Origin of the sequence: Vibrio sp. D404a, from assembly GCF_030248535.1 — a bacterium.
Classification (GTDB): domain Bacteria; phylum Pseudomonadota; class Gammaproteobacteria; order Enterobacterales; family Vibrionaceae; genus Vibrio.
The window spans coordinates 139,811-160,383 of sequence record NZ_JAHGAJ010000024.1 but is presented as its reverse complement, the minus strand read 5'-3'; the positions used below and the strand labels follow the sequence as shown (position 1 = coordinate 160,383).

The 20,573-nt window shown below is 45.8% G+C and carries 14 protein-coding genes; 6 read left to right on the top strand and 8 right to left on the bottom strand.

The window, feature by feature from the left end; genetic code table 11:
* Positions 1–28: 28 nt before the first annotated feature.
* A complete protein-coding gene (locus KI655_RS15435; RefSeq protein ID WP_285406831.1) occupies positions 29–676 on the top strand; it encodes an OmpA family protein in 648 nt (215 codons plus the stop codon).
* Positions 677–778: 102 nt separating this feature from the next.
* On the opposite strand, the gene chrA is transcribed toward KI655_RS15435, so the two are convergent.
* Positions 779–1,924, bottom strand: coding sequence for a chromate efflux transporter (gene chrA, locus KI655_RS15430; RefSeq protein ID WP_285406829.1), 1,146 nt, complete (start codon positions 1,922–1,924; stop codon positions 779–781).
* A gap of 101 nt (positions 1,925–2,025) precedes the next feature.
* On the opposite strand from chrA, the gene KI655_RS15425 reads away from it, so the two are divergent.
* Entirely contained in the window at positions 2,026–2,979 is a 954-nt protein-coding gene (locus tag KI655_RS15425; protein WP_285406827.1) for a LysR family transcriptional regulator, read from the top strand.
* A 221-nt stretch (positions 2,980–3,200) separates the two neighbouring features.
* On the opposite strand, the gene KI655_RS15420 is transcribed toward KI655_RS15425, so the two are convergent.
* Positions 3,201–4,541, bottom strand: a complete 1,341-nt coding sequence (locus KI655_RS15420; RefSeq protein ID WP_285406825.1) for an MATE family efflux transporter — start codon at positions 4,539–4,541, stop codon at positions 3,201–3,203.
* Positions 4,542–4,784: 243 nt separating this feature from the next.
* The gene (locus KI655_RS15415) at positions 4,785–5,867 is read right to left on the bottom strand and encodes an ABC transporter ATP-binding protein (protein ID WP_285406823.1); all 1,083 of its coding nucleotides are present in this window, start codon (positions 5,865–5,867) and stop codon (positions 4,785–4,787) included.
* A gap of 297 nt (positions 5,868–6,164) precedes the next feature.
* On the opposite strand from KI655_RS15415, the gene KI655_RS15410 reads away from it, so the two are divergent.
* The 4 genes from KI655_RS15410 to KI655_RS15395 all read left to right on the top strand — a co-directional run bounded on the left by KI655_RS15410 (position 6,165) and on the right by KI655_RS15395 (position 12,592).
* Positions 6,165–7,085 carry a carbohydrate ABC transporter permease gene (locus KI655_RS15410; RefSeq protein WP_032551605.1) on the top strand — a complete coding sequence of 307 codons (921 nt, stop codon included), beginning with the start codon at positions 6,165–6,167 and terminating at the stop codon, positions 7,083–7,085.
* Positions 7,085–7,936 (top strand): carbohydrate ABC transporter permease, encoded by an 852-nt coding sequence (locus KI655_RS15405; protein WP_032551606.1) that lies wholly within the window; start codon positions 7,085–7,087, stop codon positions 7,934–7,936. Before KI655_RS15410 ends, KI655_RS15405 begins: the two co-directional genes overlap by 1 nt.
* A 153-nt stretch (positions 7,937–8,089) precedes the next feature.
* Positions 8,090–9,316 (top strand): ABC transporter substrate-binding protein, encoded by a 1,227-nt coding sequence (locus KI655_RS15400; RefSeq protein WP_150869181.1) that lies wholly within the window; start codon positions 8,090–8,092, stop codon positions 9,314–9,316.
* A 168-nt stretch (positions 9,317–9,484) separates the two neighbouring features.
* Positions 9,485–12,592, top strand: coding sequence for a beta-galactosidase (locus tag KI655_RS15395; protein ID WP_285406818.1), 3,108 nt, complete (start codon positions 9,485–9,487; stop codon positions 12,590–12,592).
* 158 nt (positions 12,593–12,750) lie between these two features.
* Here the strand turns inward: KI655_RS15395 and ygjK are convergent, their stop codons facing one another.
* The 5 genes from ygjK to KI655_RS15370 form a co-directional block, all read right to left on the bottom strand.
* Positions 12,751–15,126: an alpha-glucosidase gene (ygjK, locus tag KI655_RS15390; RefSeq protein WP_285406815.1), complete on the bottom strand. Its 2,376-nt coding sequence runs from the start codon at positions 15,124–15,126 to the stop codon at positions 12,751–12,753.
* 15 nt (positions 15,127–15,141) lie between these two features.
* The gene (gene ygjJ, locus KI655_RS15385; protein ID WP_285406813.1) at positions 15,142–16,206 is read right to left on the bottom strand and encodes a protein YgjJ; all 1,065 of its coding nucleotides are present in this window, start codon (positions 16,204–16,206) and stop codon (positions 15,142–15,144) included.
* Between the two features lie 360 nt (positions 16,207–16,566).
* Positions 16,567–18,000, bottom strand: coding sequence for an amino acid permease (locus KI655_RS15380; protein WP_285406811.1), 1,434 nt, complete (start codon positions 17,998–18,000; stop codon positions 16,567–16,569).
* Positions 18,001–18,565: 565 nt separating this feature from the next.
* Positions 18,566–19,990: an amino acid permease gene (locus KI655_RS15375; protein ID WP_150869178.1), complete on the bottom strand. Its 1,425-nt coding sequence runs from the start codon at positions 19,988–19,990 to the stop codon at positions 18,566–18,568.
* Between the two features lie 130 nt (positions 19,991–20,120).
* Positions 20,121–20,573 (bottom strand): beta-galactosidase subunit beta, encoded by a 453-nt coding sequence (locus KI655_RS15370; protein WP_285406808.1) that lies wholly within the window; start codon positions 20,571–20,573, stop codon positions 20,121–20,123.

Here is a 20,573-nt window from a genome sequence, read left to right as displayed (position 1 = left end):
CCGAATGCGCTGATAACAAGGAGAAAACATGAAAAAGTCAAATTACTGGGTAGGATTACCGCTGTTGCTTTTGGTTAGTTATTCTCAAGCGGGTTATGCCTCTGAAGACCAAGTTACTAAATTGGAATATTACTGCTCACAAGATGATGTGAACTTTCAGCACTCGATTTCAGCGCATAAAGGCCGTGCAATGACGATCAATCAAGGGCCTTTTTCATTGATTGAGCAAGAGAGTGACTACGTCTTTCCACAAGATCAATTGCGCCGAGAGTTGTTAAGGCAAGGCGTAAGTCCTAAATGTATCGAGTTTTTGATTACTCAGGGCAACTTTGAGAACTTTGATAGTGGCGATGTAGTTGCGCGTGTTTATTTTGAGTTTGATAAGTCACGTTTAACGCCTGAGTCTATCTATGTATTGGACGAGTTATCTAAGAAGATTACGCGTAACAACCCTAACCTGTTTGTTGAAGGGCATACAGACAGCATAGGTACCAAAGAGTATAACTTCTCTCTAGGCTTGCGACGTGCGACTTCTGTTGAGAACTATCTTGTGCAGAAAGGAGCTGATAAAGAGTCCCTTGAAGGTGTATCAAAAGGCGAGCTAGTACCAATCGCAAGTAATGACACCTATCAAGGTAGACAGCAAAACCGACGAGTAGATATGGTCTTAAAGTAATATGGCTCAAACTAAAAAGCGTCACACCGTGGTGTGACGCTTTTCTTTGTTAGTAACACTTTCTTTTTCAGTAACCTTTTCTTTGTTGGCAACCGTAGCGCATTAAATAAAGTTTAGAGCAACACCAGCCGCAATAAACACACCGACAAGGCCAACGATCGGTAGCTTAACTGATTTGAGAAGCCACACACCAACAATAATCAATGCGAAATCTAAGCCATTGTTTACCGCACTGGTAAAGATCGGTTGGTATAGAGCCGCTAATAGTAAGCCAACAACTGCAGCATTAACCCCAGTTAAAGCGCCTGCTACTTTCGGCTTACTTGCTAAAGCCTGCCAGTTCTTTAACACACCAAGCAGTAGTAAAAAGCCAGGAAGGAAGACCGCGATAGTCGCCAGAAGAGCACCAACAATAGGCGCGGAAGGCATTAGCACGTAGCCCAGATAGGTTGCTAGGGTAAACATTGGCCCTGGAACAGCTTGTGCTGCTGCGTAACCGGTTAGGAACGTATCTTGGGACAGTTGGTCACCAATACCATTTTGTAATAGCGGAAGTACTACGTGGCCGCCACCAAATACCAAGCTACCGGCTTGATAGAAGAGCCCAAATACTTCAATACCTTGTGAAAGCGAGCTTGCTAGTGGTAGGCCTACTAATAGGGCAACAAAGATAATCAGAGGCATTACTGAGATTTTGTTTGTACTTTGAATTGCCTTAGGCTCTTTAGGAAGTAAGTACTGACTGCCGATGAACGCAGCAAAAAGTAGCACTAAGATTTGCGGCCAGATACCGGGCATTAGCAAGAGTACAACAGCAGTGATAACACACAAAGCGGTGGCTAATTTTGATTGGCAAAAGTTTTTATACATGCCAAATGTCGCATCAGCAACGACAACTACAGCAAGAAGCTTGAGACCATGGATGATCGAGTTGAACAAGGAGCTTTCAAGGAACTGACCACTGACGACCGCTAACACTAGCATCAAGATGACAGAGGGTGAGGTAAAGCCGACAAATGCGGCAATCGCGCCAGCTAAGCCGCCTTTTTTGTAACCTAGAGCAAATCCCACTTGGCTTGAGCCTGGTCCTGGCAGGAATTGGCTGAGTGCCACAATTTGACCGTACTCTTCATCTGACAGCCAGTTTAATTTTTCAACAAAGGTCTTACGAAAGTACCCAATGTGCGCGGCAGGTCCGCCAAAGCTGATCCAGCCAAGCCAGAAAAATGTCTTAAAAATTGAAAGCATGATCGTATCCAAATAAATGTTTGTGGCTAATTTATGTGGAGTTGTACTATGATTCAAATTAATTGTTTTAATTATTACTATGAATCATATGGGTTTGCTTGGTGACGGATTTTAATTGGAAGGGTATTGATCTTAACTTATTGATTGCACTGCAGGCTTTGTATAAAACCAACAGTGTGAGCAAGGCTGCTGAGCGTTGTTATGTGAGTCAGTCAGCAATGAGTCATAGCTTGCAGAGGCTTCGAAAGCTATTTGATGATCCGCTATTTGAGCGAGTTGGATCACGCATGCAGGCGACTGACAGAGCGATAGAACTCTCTGTAACCGTTGATGCTCTATTGAGCACTATTCAGTCCGAAGTTCTGATGTCAAAAGTGTTTGATGTTGATACCTATCAAGGTACATGGAAGATTGGGTTGACCGACTATGCGGAGCAGATGTTTGGCCCAAGTATCTTTGATTACATTAAAACTGAATCTCCTAATTCTCAAGTTGTGTTCTTCAATGTAAACCGATCCAATTATCAACACGTCTTCGAAGAGGCAAAGTTAGACCTCGCCATTGGAAGCTTTGGAGAAGTGCCATCACTTTATCGGACTAAACACCTTTATACTGAGCAGCATGTTTGTCTTTATGACAGTCAGACTTTGAACGTCAGTGACCCAATCTCGATTGAAGAGTTTGTTACAGTCGAGCATGCTTTAGTCTCTCCGAACGGAGCATTGCAGACAGGGGTAGATGCTAAGTTGGCCGAAGCCGGTGTAACGCGAAAGGTCGCTCTGTCTTCAAGCAATTTCTTGACCGTGAAACGATTGATCCGTGGTCGAAAAATACTATGTATTGTACCTAAGCTGGTGGCTCGTAGTGGGTCTGAGGTGGTAGAAGAGAGCTTGGTTGCCATCACTCCGCCTATTGATGTGCCTGACTTTGATATTCAGTTACTTTATCGTCGAGGAAAGGTCACTGAAGACAAAAACAAACACTTACGAAGCCTAGTTTCCAAAGCGGTGTCGGCAATAATTAATGAAGACAATGCGATGGAAAAACGAGGTTAAAATATCAGTGTTTTCCTACAAAAAAATCACGCCAATTTTCAGAATCTGACTATACTTAAATTAAAGAATTTTACAGATGTAATGAATAGAATTTTTCGTTTACCTAAGTTTTTAGTATCGACTATAACGGTTTGATATAGTTGAAAACTCTCCCACACTAAACGGATTTAGTTGGTTAGCGCTAGCTCCCCCTAGCGCTTTTTCTTTTTTCAAAATACGGTTTAGAAAGAGTACTTAGTCCACTTCTTCGATCGCCAACGGTGAGCCATGATGATGCCTCTGAACCATTCATCCATCGCAATTGCCATCCAAGCGCCAAATACGCCATAGCCCCAGTGCACGCCAAGCAAATAGCTCATGGCAACCCCAATGCCCCACATGCTCAATATGCCCATTTTTACTGGGAACTGAATGTCGCCTGCGGCTTTTAAGCAAGAGATAAAAATTAGATTAAATACGCGACCCGCTTCAAGTAGTATTGAGCCTGCAATCAGACTTGCCGTCAGGGCGATGATCTCTGGGTCTTGGGTAAAGACATCTAAGATCTCGAAGCGGAATAGGTAGACTAAACAGGTGATCACGGTCGATGCAATAAAGCCCACCACAAAGTATCGCTGTACTCGTGTGGTGATCTCATCAATCCAGCCTTTACCAATGTAGTAACCTGTCTGAATCTGGCTACCCTGACCAATAGCGAGAGCGAACGCAAAAGAAAGACGAGCGATGTTCTGCGCGTAAGTAAACGCCGCCAGTGATGATGTTCCCATCTGTACCACAAAGAAGGTAATGCTGATTTGAGCCATGTTGTAAGATAGCACCTCACCCGCATTCATAGAGCCAATTTTGATGATCTTTTGGTAGATAGATTTAGGGATAGACCTAAATTGTTTCACCGGAAGGTCGATCCCTTTGCTTTTAACGACACCAATTAAGATAAACATACCAATGACTTGGCTGAAAACGGTCGCGACTGCCACACCTTGAACACCGTAAACGGGCAATCCAAACGGTTGATATAGCGCGCAGTAGTTACCTACAACGTTGATAACACCAGCAATCATATTGATGACCATTGGTGATTTTGAATAGCCGTGGCTGCGAAGAATCGTAGTCAGTACTACGCCTATAGTGACGTTAAAAGTCAGAGCACCACTGATAAACAGATATTCTTGAGCGTACTGCTCCACTTGCGCTTCAAGCTGGTAGAGCGGAATGAAATATTCAGCGCCTAACACCGCTAGGATACTCAATAAAACGCCCGTGATGACGGCTAGGACAATACTGGCTACGCCGACATGCGCACTCTCTTGGTCACGAGACGCACCATTGTATTGTGCAATCAAGATACCTGTTCCGCTGCTGACCATGGTGGAGACAATGATCAGGAAAAATGAAATCTGCGAGATAACACCAACCGCTGATACTGCTTTATCTGAGTATCCGGATAGCATGAACACGTCACTGGTGTTGAGTGCGGTTCGCAGTAGAACTTCAATGAATATTGGCCAAGTGAGCGCAATGATTCCCATACGTTTGTTTAGGTTGGAATCAGCATTAGGCATTTACGTTTTCTCAAAAAAGGGAAGGGTGAGGCTTTAGTGTAGTGCTTATTAACAAAACAACTATCAAAATAATGTCCGGATTACCTATAAGGTCAAAATTAGTGGGATTTAGAGCTGAAATACCACTGTGTTGGTAACGTTTTCCCTTTCAGTATGATCAAGAAGATAGTAGGAAGGGGAGGTTGGGTAAGAGAGAGGGAAAGACAAAGCCAGTGCGTAGACTGGCTTTGTATAAACGGGCAGTTAGTCGATTCGCTGCCCCTGCACATCGAATAGATGACAGTCTTTTGCAGAGAAGCTTAGCTCCAAAGATTGATAACGAGAAACCTCTTGGTCGCCAGGGAGGTGAACCTTAAAGCCATCAATACCGCAAGATTGACCAAACATGTAGGTGCTATTACCAAGCCGTTCAACCACTTCGCTTTGAAACTCAATCTTGATGTCAGAACCGCCACTTATCTCTAAGTGTTCTGGCCTGATACCGAGTGTCAACTGTTGTCCTTCTGCTAACTTTTGGCTTGGAAGTGGCAGGATGATTTGGCTATTACCATTGATAGAAAGTTGAGCGTGAGTCTCTGAGCAAGAGCCCACTACACAAGGTAAGAAGTTCATCTTCGGTGAACCGATAAAGCCAGCCACAAACTCATTCTGTGGGGTATGGTAAAGCTCTAATGGAGAGCCAACTTGCTCTACTCTGCCATCTCTAAGTACTACGATCTTATCGGCAAGCGTCATCGCTTCGACTTGATCGTGAGTGACATAAATCATGGTATTTTGCAGATCTTGATGTAGTTTTGCGATTTGTAGACGCATATCGACACGAAGTTCTGCATCTAGGTTTGAGAGTGGTTCATCAAATAGGAACACCTTTGGGTTGCGTACAATCGCGCGACCGATCGCTACACGTTGGCGCTGACCACCAGACAGCTCTTTCGGCTTACGCTTTAATAGGTGTTCGAGTTGTAGAGTCTTAGCGGCACTGGTGACCTGCTTATCGATGGTCTCTTTTGCGACGCCATTCATCTTCAGGCCAAAGCCCATGTTCTCTTCCACTGTCATATGTGGGTAGAGCGCATAAGATTGGAATACCATGGCAACACCGCGTTCAGCAGGGTCAACATCGTTTACTAGCTCGTCGCCAATATGAATTTCGCCTTCGGTAATTTCTTCTAAACCGGCAACTAAACGAAGTAGCGTCGACTTACCACAACCTGACGGACCAACAAAAACAACGAATTCACCGTTAGTTATCTCTAGATCAACACCATGGATGGTCTGTACATCACCATAACGCTTAATGACCTTTTTTAAGCTGATATCAGCCATGCTATCTCCTTGCCTTGTTGGACTACATCACTTTGCCTTTAAAACATACGCATTCATCAGAAATTTGTTAGGTGCCTCGCACGATTTATTGATCCGGCTCATACAAATTTTACAAAGTATTCTGTTTTTTGTGGAATCGTTTACACAATTTAAACATAACGATACACAATATGATTGCTGAGATTAATATTTGAGCATGGTTACGATTAAAGCTTAGCAATTTGATGATGTTTCGCCGATTAACTTTGAAACAAATGGAATTGTAAACAAAGCTATGAAGACAAGGAATTTGGGAAAATGGTGCAATCTGTGAAAACGATATACCCAGAAAATCGCATCCCATCAGCCAGAAAGAAAAGGCGCATCAGCTCTAAGCTGTCGCCGTGGCTGTTTTTAACACCGGCAATAGCCATCTTCTCGCTCTATGTGATCTTTCCGATTGTGGACAGTATCTGGTTGAGTTTTTTCGAGTGGGATGGACTTGGTGAGAAAGAGTGGGTGGGGCTAGAGAACTATCGTGAGCTATTTGACTCCGATGCGTTCTACACCTCACTGACTAACAACTTCCTTTGGTTGATCTTCTTTATGCTTGCGCCACCTTGTGGTCTGGCTATCGCCCTCTTTCTCAACCAACAAGTGAAAGGCATCCGTGTTGTTAAGTCTCTCTTCTTCTTTCCATTTGTTATCTCACAAGTGGTTGTGGGCTTAGTGTTTGCCTGGTTTTACGATCCATCCTTTGGCCTGTTCAATATCGTCTTAGGTTCACTTGGTTTTGAGCCTATCTCCATTCTCGCCAATGAAGATTACGTTACCTACGGGATTATCGTGGCAGGCCTGTGGCCACAAATCTCTTACTGCATGATTTTGTACTTAACGGGCTTGAACAACCTAGACCCTGAACAGTTGGAAGCAGCACGACTGGATGGAGCCAAGAAGTGGCGAATGCTGTGGTATGTGGTGCTACCTCAATTGCGACCTGCCACTTTTATTGCCGTGGTAGTCACCGTAATTGGCGCTCTGCGTTCATTTGACTTAGTGGCAACCATGACCGCTGGTGGCCCGTGGGGAAGCTCTACAGTACTGGCGTATCAAATGTACGAAGAGTCGATCTTTAACTACCGAATGGGTTATGGCGCTGCGGTTTCCGTTGTTCTATTCCTGATTATGGATATCTATATCGCTTACTTCTTGTGGCGTATGTTGAGGAGTGAAAAATAATGTATCCACAACCGATTCAAAAAGCAGGACGCTTTACCAATATCAGTTATCGAGTGGCTCTGCCCATCTCTATTGTCATGTGGCTGCTCCCTCTTATTGCAGTGATGATGACCTCGATTCGTTCGATGGAAGACATCAACAAAGGTAACTACTGGGGCTGGCCAAGCGAGATTCAGTTTATTGAAAACTACACTCAGGTGTTCACCTCCACATCGATGGGACAGTATCTAATCAATAGCTTGATCATCACTTTACCAGCGGTAGCGGGAGCGGTTGCTCTCTCCACATTGGCAGGTTACGCGTTAGCTAAATACAACTTCAAGGCCAACCTCTGGATTTTCGCGATGTTCATTGCGGGTAACTTTGTACCTTTCCAGATCCTGATGATCCCGGTACGTGACCTGACGATTAACCTAGGTTTGTACGATACACACTGGGCTCTGATCTTTTTCCATATCGCCTTTCAAGCCGGCTTTTGTACTCTGTTTATGCGTAACTTTATCGTCGGTATACCTGATGCCTTGATCGAAGCTGCGCGTGTAGAGGGGGTCAGTGAATGGAAAATATTTTGGCATGTAGTTCTGCCGCTGGTTCGCCCTGCATTAGCTGCACTTGCAGTCTTAGTGTTTACCTTTATCTGGAATGATTTCTTCTGGGCCTTGGTTCTGGTTCAAAGCGATGAAGTGCGTCCAGTGACTGCTGGTTTAAGTTCACTTCAAGGTCAGTGGTTGGCGTCGTGGCAGTTCATGTCAGCGGGTGCTGTAGTTGCGGCTATTCCACCGGTTGTTCTGTTCTTTACCATGCAGAAGCACTTTATTGCCGGCCTGACTTTGGGAGCGACCAAAGGCTAAACAATCAATGAGGGCTCCTCAAAGTAGGAGCCGTTATATAAACAATCCACTTTAAATGGATACACAGAGAGTAACTAAAGCACGAATAACTCTACCCAGCACAATAATAAAAATTGGACTTAGTGAGCCCCGCTCTATAACAAGGACCTACATATGAAATACGTGAAACATATCGCTGCAACTGCAGTGCTTGCTGCCTCCGTCTCGACTACAGCGTTCGCAGGAACCTTAGTCATCAACTCAGATGCCTCTGACCCAGCCCCAAAAGAGGCTTGGAGTGAGATCATCAGTCGCTTTGAAAAAGAGAATCCTGATATCACGGTTAAGTACAACCTGTATGACCATGAGTCGTATAAAACCACGATTCGTAACTGGTTGGTGACCTCGCCACCGGATGTGGTGTTCTGGTATGCCGGTAACCGTATGAAGGCGTTTGTTGATCGTGGCTTGTTTGAAGATGTGAGTGACATCTGGGCAGACAACAACATGAAGCAAGACTTTGCAGCAGCGGCGCCGGCGATGACGGTGCAAGGCAAGCAATATGGTGTGCCTTACACGTATTACCAATGGGGTATCTACTACCGTAAAGACATCTTTGAGCAGTACGGTATTGCTGAACCAAAAACTTGGGAAGAGTTAAAGTCGGCGTCAGCAACACTAAAAGAAAACGGCGTGACACCATTTACCATCGGTACTAAGTATCTGTGGACGGCTGCTGGCTGGTTCGATTACATCAACATGCGTACCAATGGCTTAGATTTCCATATCCAATTGATGGATGGCAAGGTGCCTTATTCCGATGAGCGTGTGAAGAAAACATTCGCTAACTGGGCTGAGTTGGTTGAGCCAGGCTACTTCTTAGATAACCATGCATCTTACTCTTGGCAAGAAGCGCAACCTTTCCTATACAACGGTAAGGCAGCGATGTACTTAATGGGTAACTTCATTACGCCAAACTTCCCGGCGGAGCTTGATGGCAAGATGGATTTCTTCCAATTCCCAGTCATCGACCCAAGCGTGCCAATGGCAGAAGATGCGCCAATGGATACCCTGCACATTCCATCAAAAGCGAAGAACAAAGCTGATGCTCGTAAGTTCTTAGAGTTTGTCGCTCGTGCTGAGAACCAACAGCTAATCAATGAGATGCTGCTGCAGATCCCAACCAACAACAAAGCAAAAGCTAAGTCAGATCCGTTCTTAGACAAAGGCGTTGCGATGTTAGCGGCGAGTGATGGTACTGCACAGTTCTATGATCGCGACACCAACCCGGCGATGGCAAAAGAGGGGATGAAAGGCTTCCAAGAGTTTATGGTTCACCCTGAACGTATCGATAAGATTCTTAAGAAGCTAGACAAGGTAAGCAAACGCGCCTTTAAGTAATTGAGATCAAGCCGCAGCGATTGTCGCTGCGGTTTTCATCACTCTGTATGTGTCATCGTCAATAGTATTTATGGTGCGACTCACCTCACTGCCACTGCTGTTGGTTAAAGGCAGTTAAGTCATATTGACAATGACACACTCTGAACGGTTTATCGCAAGGAACAGTTAATGAGAAGCTTCTCTCAAATCATCTCCGCTCGTGAGTGGGAAAATCAACACATTACACATCACAACGTGCTGGAAGCGCATGCTCCTTTGAAGGCGTATACCTCTCGAGAAGATGCAGCTGCACGAACCATTTCGAATACCAAATCTTTAAATGGGGTCTGGAAGTTTCAGCTGTTTGATGCGCCAGAGTTGGTTAGTGAAGCCATGGTTGCAGAGCATTTTGACGATGCAACCTGGGACTCGATGGAAGTTCCGAGTAATTGGCAGATGCAAGGCTATGACAAACCGATTTATACCAATGTGAAGTATCCGTTTGCAGATACCCCGCCATTTGTGCCTCGCGATAACCCTACAGGGCTTTATCGAACCTCTTTTCAATGCACAGAGCAAGCATTGACGAATACCCACAGAATTGTGTTTGATGGCGTCAACTCTGCTTTTCATTTGTGGTGTAACGGCAAGTGGGTGGGCTATTCACAAGACAGCCGTTTGCCAGCTGAGTTTGACCTATCGGCGTTTGTCAAAGTGGGAGAAAACTCGTTAGCAGTTATGGTATTACGCTGGTCAGATGGCTCGTACCTTGAAGACCAAGATATGTGGTGGTTGAGCGGCATATTCCGCGACGTTACCTTGCTCACTAAGCCGAAGACAGCGATCGAAGACGTAAAAATCGAAACTCAATTAGACGCTGCCTATCGCGACGCGCAGCTCTGTGTTGATGTGAAAATATCAAAAAACAGTGATGAGAGTAGTGATGCTCATCAGGTAAAAATTGAACTGTATGATGTGCAAGGTCAGAAAGTCATTGAACCTGATGTTGTCGGTTTTGGCCAACGATATGTCGATGAAAAAGGGCCTTGGCAGGAAGTGGCATACAGCCAGAATTCCGTTGCTAACCCCCACAAATGGAGTGCTGAATCTCCCTATCTCTATCGCTGTGTTATCTCGTTAGAGAATGAACAAGGCGAGCTGCTCGACTGTGAGGCTTACGATGTCGGTTTTCGCAGCGTTGAGATCAGCGATGGCCTGCTTAAAGTTAATGGTAAGCCGCTGCTAATTCGAGGGGTGAATCGACACGAGCATCACCCTGAACTTGGGCATACCATGACTCGTGAGGGAATGATTCAAGACATTAAACTCATCAAGCAAAACAACTTCAACGCGGTGCGAACCGCCCATTACCCGAATCATCCACTTTGGTATGAGCTGTGTGATGAATATGGGTTGTACTTGGTTGATGAAGTAAACATCGAGACCCACGGACAAGTACCCATGTGCCGCCTATCAGACGATGCCTCTTGGCTCAATGCTTATATGCGTCGCATGACTCGCTTGGTCGAACGCGATAAGAATCACCCTAGTGTGATCATTTGGTCACTTGGCAATGAGTCAGGGATAGGGCGCAACCATCATGCGCTCTACCAGTGGGTTAAACAGAGCGACCCAACTCGACCTGTTCAATATGAAGGAGGTGGGGCGGATACCGCAGCTACCGATATTATGTGCCCTATGTATGCGCGAGTGGATTGGGATTTACCTGTCGTTGCTCATCAACCAGAGGTGACGCCGCGTGTTGGAATTCGCAAAGCGATCGCATTGCCGAATGAGCAGCGTCCGCTGATCTTATGTGAGTACGCACACGCGATGGGCAACAGCCTAGGTAGCTTTGATAAATACTGGCAAGCCTTTCGCGATAATCCAAGGCTGCAAGGCGGATTTATTTGGGACTGGGTTGATCAAGGCATCACCAAAACCGACGCAAAAGGCAAGCCTTATTGGGGGTATGGTGGCGATTTTGGTGATGAGATTAATGACCGTCAGTTCTGTATCAATGGATTGGTGTTCCCAGACCGAACCCTGCACCCGAGCTTGAACGAGGTAAAAAAGGCGCAGCAGTTTTATCAATTCGCTCTGATATCGCCTGAGCCTTTGGTGATTGAAGTGCGCAGCGAGAACCTTTTTTGCTCAAGTGATAAAGAAACCCTTTATTGGTCGATTACTCAAGAAGGAGAAGAGCAAAGTTGTGGCAGCATTGAACTGTTGTTAGAACCAGAGTCGAGTATTCAGATTGAGTTAGACAGCATTGTGCTTCCTCAAAAGGCCAATGCGCTCAACCACCTAAATCTAGAAGTGAGATTACATCAAGATACTAAGTGGGCAAGCAAAGGTTACGTTACAGCCACCGAGCAACTCACCCTACCGACATCGTCACAACTGGTGTTGGACGATAATACCTCTGAGCATCCACCGCAGGTCGTCGAGAGTGCTGAAAGCCTCATCATTATCGGCGCACAGTATCGCGTTGAGTTCGACCGTGTAATGGGTACTCTTGAAAGCTGGTTGAAAGAGGGCGTTGAACAGCTTGCCTGCGGCATTCGTGATAACTTCTATCGCGCGCCACTGGATAACGATATTGGTGTGAGTGAAGCAAATCGCGTTGATCCCAACTCATGGATAGCGCGATGGCAAGCCGCGGGATTAGATTCTCTGACGCCAGAGTGCATTGATTTCTCCTTCTTCACGCATGAAAACAAGGTATTGGTGACGTCGAAAATTGCTCATGTTGTTGAAGGACAAGTACGCCTGTTGTCGACTTGGCAATATCAATTGTTCTCTGATGGCGAAGTGATTATCGATGTGCATGTTCAGGCCGCCAAAGGTCTGCCATCTCTGCCACGTGTTGGTTTATCCTTTGCGCTAAAAGAGACGTCGAATGAGGTGACATGGTTTGGTCGTGGGCCACATGAAAACTACCCAGACAGAAAAAGCTCGGCTCATATTGGTCGCTATCAGCAGAACATAGAGCAGATGCATACTCCTTATATTTTCCCGTCTGATTGTGGGTTGCGTTGCGATGTGCGTGAGGCCGTTATTGGCGGATTTAAATTACAGGGCGATTTTCATTTTTCGGTCAGCCGCTTTGGACAGCAGCAACTTGTGCAGGCCAAACACACTTGTGATCTCACCGAGCAAGACCAGTTGTTTGTTTACGTCGATGGCTTTCATATGGGGGTTGGTGGAGATGATTCATGGACGCCAAGTGTGCATGATGAGTTCAAATTAACACAAGAGCACTACCGTTATCAGGTTCGATTCTTTGATGCATAGAGGCTTGGTGATCTGCTTGTGGAGTAAAAAGAACATGGTAGGCCAAATACTACAGTAACCTAAATGAACTGAAAGTTGATTCAAAGAAAAAGGCACCCAACATCATGTTGGGTGCCTTTGTTTTTGTAGTGGTTTTAGAACGATGTTAAAGCTTTGACTTACTCTGCGTCAGTAAAGAAATCGTTGTAAAGCATGTACAAGTGAGCAGCACTCCAAGAGAAGTTTGGCGCACCTTGCTGCTCACCGTTTAATGGGTTGTAGTTCTCACGGATAGGACCGTCTTGTACCAAGCCATCAGCGTGGTCGAAGAAAGCGCCTGCCATTTCAATCGCATCATCACGGTAACCGTAGCTGTCCATGCCTTTCAGGCCGAAGTAAAACTGGTCTACCCATACGCGTCCACGCCAGTAAATATCTGGGCCGAATGCTGGGTTAGATAGCGCTGCCGTGCCCAGTGGTACGTAGGTGTTGAACTCTGAGGTGTCTTTCATCACAGAGACCACCGCATCCGCGTGTGCTTGGGTTGCTGCACCGTTAAACAGTGGTGACCAACCTTCAGGGCCTTTGCCACGTTCTACAATCGGTTTACCAGCACAGCCATTGGCTAACGGCTTATCTTCAATACGAATGTCGTAGTAGAAGTTCGTGCCTTCATCGAACATACAGGTGTTGATGTAGTTCGATAGGTGCTCAGCCTTTTCACGGAACTCTTTCGCTTCCGCTTCTTTGCCTAGAATGTCAGCCATTTCCGCTAGGTACTTATTATCGCTGTACATGTAGCTTGCTTGGTCAACGGACTCTTGTAGCAGTGAGTAGCCTAACAGGGTGCCGTCTTCCGCGCGGTTTTGGGCGAATTCAACATCCCAATCACTGCGTTTTCCGCCGTTGGCTACGTAGGCGTCTAGCTGGTCTTTATCGATGAAACCAAAGGCTGCCGCATCATCACGACCTGACTCCCAAGATGCCGCAGTTTGAGCTGGGCTCTCGATGTAGTCATAGTTACCTTCTGCAATCACTTTATCCAGTGCTGCTTGACCTACAACGGTTTCGTGTTTGTCACCACGAACCACAGTGAAGTACATTTCGCCTTCTGGAGTGTTGTGTGCTTTGTCACGCGCTGCGCCGTATTCTGGAACGCCATTGCCGTTGTTATCGCGGTTACGTAGCCACCAGTCGTGGTATGCCACTAGTTTTGGGTACATCTCTTCTAGCCAAGCTTCATCGCTGGTGGTCTTGTAAACTTCCATTACCGCCCATGCTGCTAGGCTTGGCTTAGTATTACGTTCGTTCCAGTTACCACCGTCACCGCCACGCTCTGGGCTTAGGTTGTAAGCCAGTAGATCTGGCACGTAGCCTTCATCCCAAGGGCGAACAGGGTCATCAGCTTGAATTTGGTAGGCAAACATTGCGCGGATGTTGTCTTTCGCTACGTCTGGGTTGAAGTGCGCCATCGCGTAAGCTTGTTTCCATGTATCCCACGGCCATGTTTGGTTGCCTGAGAACCAACGCGCCGTTACAGAAGGTGTCACAGAGTCAAACTCCATCGCACCGGCTGCACCACGCCAGTTACCGTTTAGGGTTTCCATCGCTTTTACCGCAACACGCTCTTGCTCAGGCGTCGCATCCGGGTTGGTTAAGCCCATCTCTAGGTAACCTTCCCAGCGCGCTTCCGATGCCGCTAAGAAGTCGGTAGGGTTTGCCATGATCTTTTTGATTTCAGGCTGCTCCGCTTTCGCCTCGTCTGCCGTTAGCACATGCGAGTATGTGGTGTAGATAGTGGTTGATTCTGCAATGCTTGCGGTTGAAGTAAACGTTAGGCCATCGACCTTAGTTTGGGTTGGAATCGATTTATGAACTTGGTATTCAGACTCGCCTGAAGTCAGTAGATCCCACGTTGAACGCACTTTGCCAAAAGTGACCTTTAGGCCATCGTCCGTTGCAACGATTTGGCGATTGTAGTCAGGGTAAGTCTCGGCAATGGTTTTATCGGTTTGTGCTACGCTTTCTTTGGCGTGTGTTTTTTCAAGCAGTTCACCGTCCCACACTAACTCAACTGGTGAGTCAGTGGTGATTTTAGTTTCCAGCAGAGAGGTACGGTTAGAAGCAAAACGCATCGTCATCTCGACAGTAACATCGTCAGACTTTAGCGTCTGAATCAATGCGCCCGGTAGGCTGTAAGCTTCCATCGTGAATTCGACTTTTTTGCCATCTTTGAACACGCTTAGGCGGTCAAAGTTATCAGCCATGAAGTTAATGTATTCTTCAGTAAGCAGCGCAGTTCCCGGGAAGCCACCCATGCCTTCAGCCGTGTCTGGTAACAAGTGACCGTGCCATGCGCCTAGGTCGAAGAAAGGGTTAAAGCGTTGATGGTCATCGAAATCATAGTCTCGCATGTATTCTGGTGAGCCAGTGCGGTCGATAACGTTTTTAAATTGATTTGCTTGAAGCTCTTCAGAGCCTGTATTTGATGCGCAACCAGTAACAACAAGTGCTGCGCCAATAGCGATAGCTGCGAATGATTTGTTCAGTTTCATAGTGATTTCCTGTTATTACCAGTAGAAGTATTGCATTGCGAACACTTGTGCGTCGCCAATTTCAGTGTCGCTACCTACGCCAAAGCGGCTATCGAAAGCGGTCGCAAATGCACCGTTTCCGTATTCGTACCAAACACCTGCGTTGATGTAAGAAGTGATCTCTTTTTCGCCGTTATCACCATCAAAGTTAGCGTAGTTGTAGGCTGCTGATAGGTAAACACCTTGTGCGGCTTCGTACCAAGCGCTGGTTTGAATACCAGACTCACTGCCGAAAGACTCTTGATTGCCTTTGTCAGTGTCGTGCCAAACGCGCGTAGCAAAGTTCTTGTACTCAGCACCTAATAGTAGAAGTTCGCCACCGTCGTTATTACGAACTTCACCGCCACCCATTAGGGTTAGGTCGTCAGTCAGATCGTATTGGACATAACCGTTGACCATGGCGTTTTTGTCTTTCCATTGGTCTGCGAAGTTGTCGTATTTACCAAAGTGAATCAGCGCATCGTCTTCAGAGAAGTCAGACTCTGGAGCGAAGGAAACGCTGTAGCGCAGCTTGCCTTCTAGGTTTTGTATCTTCACACCCACGTGTACGTCACGAGTGTTTGAGATCGCGTAGCCGTACTCTACGGTTGGGTCACCCCACCATTGGACGTCATCCAGAGATGAGTCCATGCGACCGACAATAAATTCTGTTTTTGCATCAGTGCGATAACCAGCATAAAAGCGGTTAAAACCACCTTCGAAGCCGCCCCAACCATGACCTGTAGCCCATGCATTACCTTCGTCATCGGCTTGGACTGTCCAGCCTTCCATGTAAGCAAGACCAAACCAATTGCCATGCTCGATAGCCAAGCCAGCTTCAATGTAAGTGCCGTCGGCGTAGCGGCCCTTGTCGTCACCTTCTAGGGCAACATGACCACCAAGGCCAAGCTCACCATAGAAGTTAAATAGGGTTTCAGTTTCTGTTTTAGGGGGCTGAGTGTCGCTGTGGTTAGCAGCGCTTTCTTGTGCGTAAGCTTGGGTTGATAACGCAGCAAGAACACAACTAGCGATAAGAGTGGTTTTAGTAAAACTACTTTTCATTTTGTTCACTTCTGTGTCGGGTTAGTAAATGAAGAATCGTAAGCAGTTCTGACTTCTAATGTGGGGTGCTCTCAAGGCGTAGTGGTCAGGTTACTCGCGTTCTCCCGACTGATATTACTGATAAATGTGTTGTTTAAAATCCCTTTAACTCGAAAGTGTGATCTGTTTTAGTAAAATATTTACCTTCGTTTTGTTCCGAGTTTTAGTTGAACGTACAAACAGATGATAGCGCTGGGTTGTATCTATTAAGTGAATGAAAAATAGAACAAAATATAAGAAAAAAGACACTCACGGTTAGTTGAGTGTCTTTGATGAAAATCCTTAGTCTGAATTGTTATCTGTTAATCAGATACCAATGCCTTAGGCGTTTGCAGGTTCAGGCCTTGCTTCTAGCTTTTTCTCTTCTGCAGAAAGGCTTTTCTCGTATTGACCGTATTTCCACCAAGCGTAGCCAAGGAAGATAACAATGCCGCCGACGTTGTAGAAAATGATGGTCATGATGTCAGCACCTGTTGGGAAGGTTGATGCAAAGAAGCCCACCGTAAAGATACCAATAAGAATTGACACTGCAGCGATACCAACGGGGCGAGAACCCATGCGGAAGTCACGTGGTAGGTGATCGAGTTTCAGGCGTAGGTGCAGGTACGCAATCATGATGAACAGTGGCGGTAGCATAGAAGCTGCTGCAGTCATGTTGATGATAGTGCTCATTAAATCTTGCACTGTGTCAGACGCTAGCGTCGGGATGAACATCAATGGAATCACGATGAAGAATTGAACCCAAGCTGCACGCTCCGGTACGCCTTGTTTGTTTAGAGCGACTGTCTTCTCGCCGAAGATACCTTTGGGGATCTCAGAGAAGAAAATCTTAACCGGAGTTGCTGTCCACATCAGTAGAGAGCCTAACATCGCAGTGAAAGAAACGATGCCCACAAAGCGGTTCATAAGAATTTCAGGTAAGCCGAAGTAGAGTGCTAAGCCTTCAAAAACCTGTACTGAACCACCAGTGAACTTAAGCTCTTCACGAGATACGAATACGTTAGCCAGGATAGAACCCACCGAGTAAAGCGCACCAATAAAGATACCCGCAATGATGATCACCTTAACGAAAGACTTGTGACCGCCTTTGATGTCGTTTACGTAAACTGCGACCGATTCAGCGCCGCCAGCCGCCATGAAGATCCATGTGATGACGCCTAGGAATGCCCAGTTAAAGCTTGGCGTCATTGCTTCAATGGTGATTGGGTCAGCTGGCTCGATACCACCGATCAACGCACCGCCTGATAGCAGAATGTAAGACATGGTTAGTAGTAGCATCAGTGACGAAGTTAATGAGGTGATAGGACCTAACAGTTTCGCGCCGTTGTTAGAGATGTGCGTCGCGACCGCAAACAAAATAGTACTCAAGATCGCAGTGGTCATTGGCGTGAAGATGTACTCGAAACCTAAGAAAGCATACGACGCGTAAGCGATGATTCTAGGCAGCAGAGACGTGAAGAAGAATAGGTTAACAAACCAGTATGTGTAAGCTGAAATAAACGCCCAGCGACCGCCAAGAGAGCTTTTAACCCAGGAGTAAACACCTGCTTCTGAGTCTTTATTCAGGGATACGAACTCAGCAACAATCAAACAGAAAGGAACAAAATAAAAGATGGTTGCTAAAAAGAACATCGGAGCCGAAGAGAGGCCGATTTCGATGTTGTTATTAATGATGTTGTTAAAGCTATAAACCGCCGCGAAGGTCATAGACAGTAGGGCAAACTTGCCTATCGTACTGCGTTTATTATCGGACATGATGTTCTCCGGTGAATCACGTTGATGATCGTTAGTACTTGGTTCTAGAGAGGAAAATCTAGACCGCGTTTTCATTATTGTGTTGGTTTGCTAACTACCTTTCTTAAAGAAGGGGGAGAGCGATTATTGTTGTTATTTTTACGATCGGTCTTCTCTGTGTTTATGATTCTTTAAGTAAATTTATTACTTGCTGAAGTCAATATTTAACAAAGAAGAGGATGGAAGAGTTGAACATCTACATTTCGACTATTTAAAAGGCTTGTAGGGGCTTTGTGTCGTTTTTATGGTGTAGAAGTGGCTATCTCTTCAACAAGAAGATTAAAGATTAGACGCCAATAAGTTAACTGAAATTAGTCAAATATGTGAGCTTGAGTAAATATATTTAGTTAATATTTTACCTTGGTTTTTGTAGCTGTTTTATTTAGCGATTTATCGGTGTTTATGAGAGGTTTACACTTGACGGAATGGCGTTTTTATTATTGGTGGTTGGACTTTAATGTGTTGATTTAAATAGAAAAAGCGCCGTATTAGGCGCTTTTTTATAAATACTGAAGGTTAACTCTGGTTACGACTGCTTAGCCGTTTCTAGCTTAGCTTCTTTACCTGCTTGCTTCTTTTCAAAGCGAGAGATCCACCACCATGCAATGCCAGAGAATACCGCTGTCATAAATACGTTGATGAAGAAGGCTTGAACTAGGTCTACACCTGTTGGGAAGGCTGACGCTGTCATGCTCACAACGAAGATAGTAATCAGAACTGAAACCACAGCCATACCTTGAGTGCGAGTACCCATACGGAAATCACGCGGTGTGTCGTCATGCTTCAAGCGGAACACAAAGTACGCCACCATGATGAAGATAGGCGGTAGCATTGCGGTACCAGCTGTTAGGTTGATTGCAGTGTTCATCATGTCTTGTACTGATTCCGAGCCGAAGCCGTTAACCACAAGCATCACGAATACGAACGCAAACTGCCACCATGCTGCACGGACTGGAACACCATGTTCGTTTAGCTCTGTCGTTTTCTCACCGTAAACGCCTTTTGGAATTTCAGAGAAGTGGATTTTCACCGGTGCTGCTGTCCACATCATCATTGAGCCAAACATAGCAACGAATAGAACGATACCAACGAAGCGACCAACTAGAGATTCTGAGATGCTGAAGAACTGAGCCATGCCTGTGAAGATTTCAACCATACCACCCGCATAGGTTAGGTCTTCACGAGCAACGAACACGTTTACTAGCAGTGAGCCGACAGCGTACATTGAACCGATAGCGATACCTGCACCAATGATCACCTTGATGAATGACTTGTGGCCACCTTTTACATCGTTTAAGTAAGCTGCCGCCGTTTCTGCACCGCCAGCTGCTTGGAAGATCCAACACATAATGCCTAGCGTTGCCCAGTTAATGGTCGGGGACATAGCTTGAAGCGTGATTGGTTCAGCTGGTACGTGGTCGCCGCCTAGCGCCATTAGTGCACCGATAACGTAGATTGCGAATAGTGCGAATACACCGTAAGCCACGATTTCAGAGATCTTACCTAGCCAAGTGGCCCCCTTAGTCGAGATGTGGGTTGCAGCGGCAAATAGAACAATCGAGATCACCGAAGTCACTAGTGGAGAGAAGGCGTATTCGTAGCCCAACATCGCGTAAGATGCGTAAGCAATGACGTTTGGTAGTAGAGATACAAACCAGAACAGGTTTACGAACCAGTATAGGAATGAACCTAGGTAAGCGGCTTTGGTTCCGAGTGGCTTTTTCAGCCAGTCATACATACCTGACTCAGAGTTTTTATTTGCTGAAACGAATTCGGCAATGATGAACACGAACGGGATGAAGTAGATAAGGGTCGCAAGCAAAAAGATAGGGGCAGAACTTAGTCCCAATTCGATATTGTTGTTTACGATGTTGCGAACGTTAAATACCGCTGCAAATGTCATGGAGAGTAGGGCAAATTTGCCTAACTTTCCGCGTACAGATTCAGACATAGTAGTGTCCTCCGGGAATCACGTAATTATAGTAGTTATGGTCCTAAGTCTTTATTCGGTGACTTAGAGAGTTAATTATTCAGTGAGCCTTGAACGGCAAGGCTCACTCTGCGAATAGATAGGGTTGTTGTTATTTGTTGAGGAAGTAACCGTCTTCAATAGTCACTTTCAATACCACTTTGCGAACTCGGCTATCACCGTGGAAGCGGTAAGCTTGGTTGTTGTCAAAGATCGCCACTTGGCCTTCAACTAGCTCACGAGTTTCACCGTTACCCATTAGGTGTTCGCGGTCGGTTTCATCGCTGTAAGCTTGTATCTGCTCTAGCTCTGATTTCGCTGCGAACTCGACCGTTTCACGGCCTTCTAGGTAGTAGTGCACATCGAAGTAACGACGATTACCGGTGAAGTTTTCTGTATTGCGAGCCACGCCGTCTTCAATCATGTAAGCCAGTGAATCACCAATTGAATACATCACGCCATCTTTGATGTTGCCGATGTTTTCAATCGCTTCTACACAGCGTTGCCATTTACGACCATCACGGTAGACGACTTTAAATTGTTCTAAGTTCTCTAAAACGATCAT

Excerpts from the sequence above, each read along its gene's own strand:
- KI655_RS15435 (WP_285406831.1), top strand. The coding sequence starts at position 29 with ATGAAAAAGTCAAATTACTGGGTAGGATTACCGCTGTTGCTTTTGGTT.
- chrA (WP_285406829.1), bottom strand. The coding sequence starts at position 1,924 with ATGCTTTCAATTTTTAAGACATTTTTCTGGCTTGGCTGGATCAGCTTT.
- KI655_RS15420 (WP_285406825.1), bottom strand. The coding sequence starts at position 4,541 with ATGCCTAATGCTGATTCCAACCTAAACAAACGTATGGGAATCATTGCG.
- KI655_RS15415 (WP_285406823.1), bottom strand. The coding sequence starts at position 5,867 with ATGGCTGATATCAGCTTAAAAAAGGTCATTAAGCGTTATGGTGATGTA.
- KI655_RS15410 (WP_032551605.1), top strand. The coding sequence starts at position 6,165 with ATGGTGCAATCTGTGAAAACGATATACCCAGAAAATCGCATCCCATCA.
- KI655_RS15405 (WP_032551606.1), top strand. The coding sequence starts at position 7,085 with ATGTATCCACAACCGATTCAAAAAGCAGGACGCTTTACCAATATCAGT.
- KI655_RS15400 (WP_150869181.1), top strand. The coding sequence starts at position 8,090 with ATGAAATACGTGAAACATATCGCTGCAACTGCAGTGCTTGCTGCCTCC.
- KI655_RS15395 (WP_285406818.1), top strand. The coding sequence starts at position 9,485 with ATGAGAAGCTTCTCTCAAATCATCTCCGCTCGTGAGTGGGAAAATCAA.
- ygjK (WP_285406815.1), bottom strand. The coding sequence starts at position 15,126 with ATGAAACTGAACAAATCATTCGCAGCTATCGCTATTGGCGCAGCACTT.
- ygjJ (WP_285406813.1), bottom strand. The coding sequence starts at position 16,206 with ATGAAAAGTAGTTTTACTAAAACCACTCTTATCGCTAGTTGTGTTCTT.
- KI655_RS15380 (WP_285406811.1), bottom strand. The coding sequence starts at position 18,000 with ATGTCCGATAATAAACGCAGTACGATAGGCAAGTTTGCCCTACTGTCT.
- KI655_RS15375 (WP_150869178.1), bottom strand. The coding sequence starts at position 19,990 with ATGTCTGAATCTGTACGCGGAAAGTTAGGCAAATTTGCCCTACTCTCC.
- KI655_RS15370 (WP_285406808.1), bottom strand. The coding sequence starts at position 20,573 with ATGATCGTTTTAGAGAACTTAGAACAATTTAAAGTCGTCTACCGTGAT.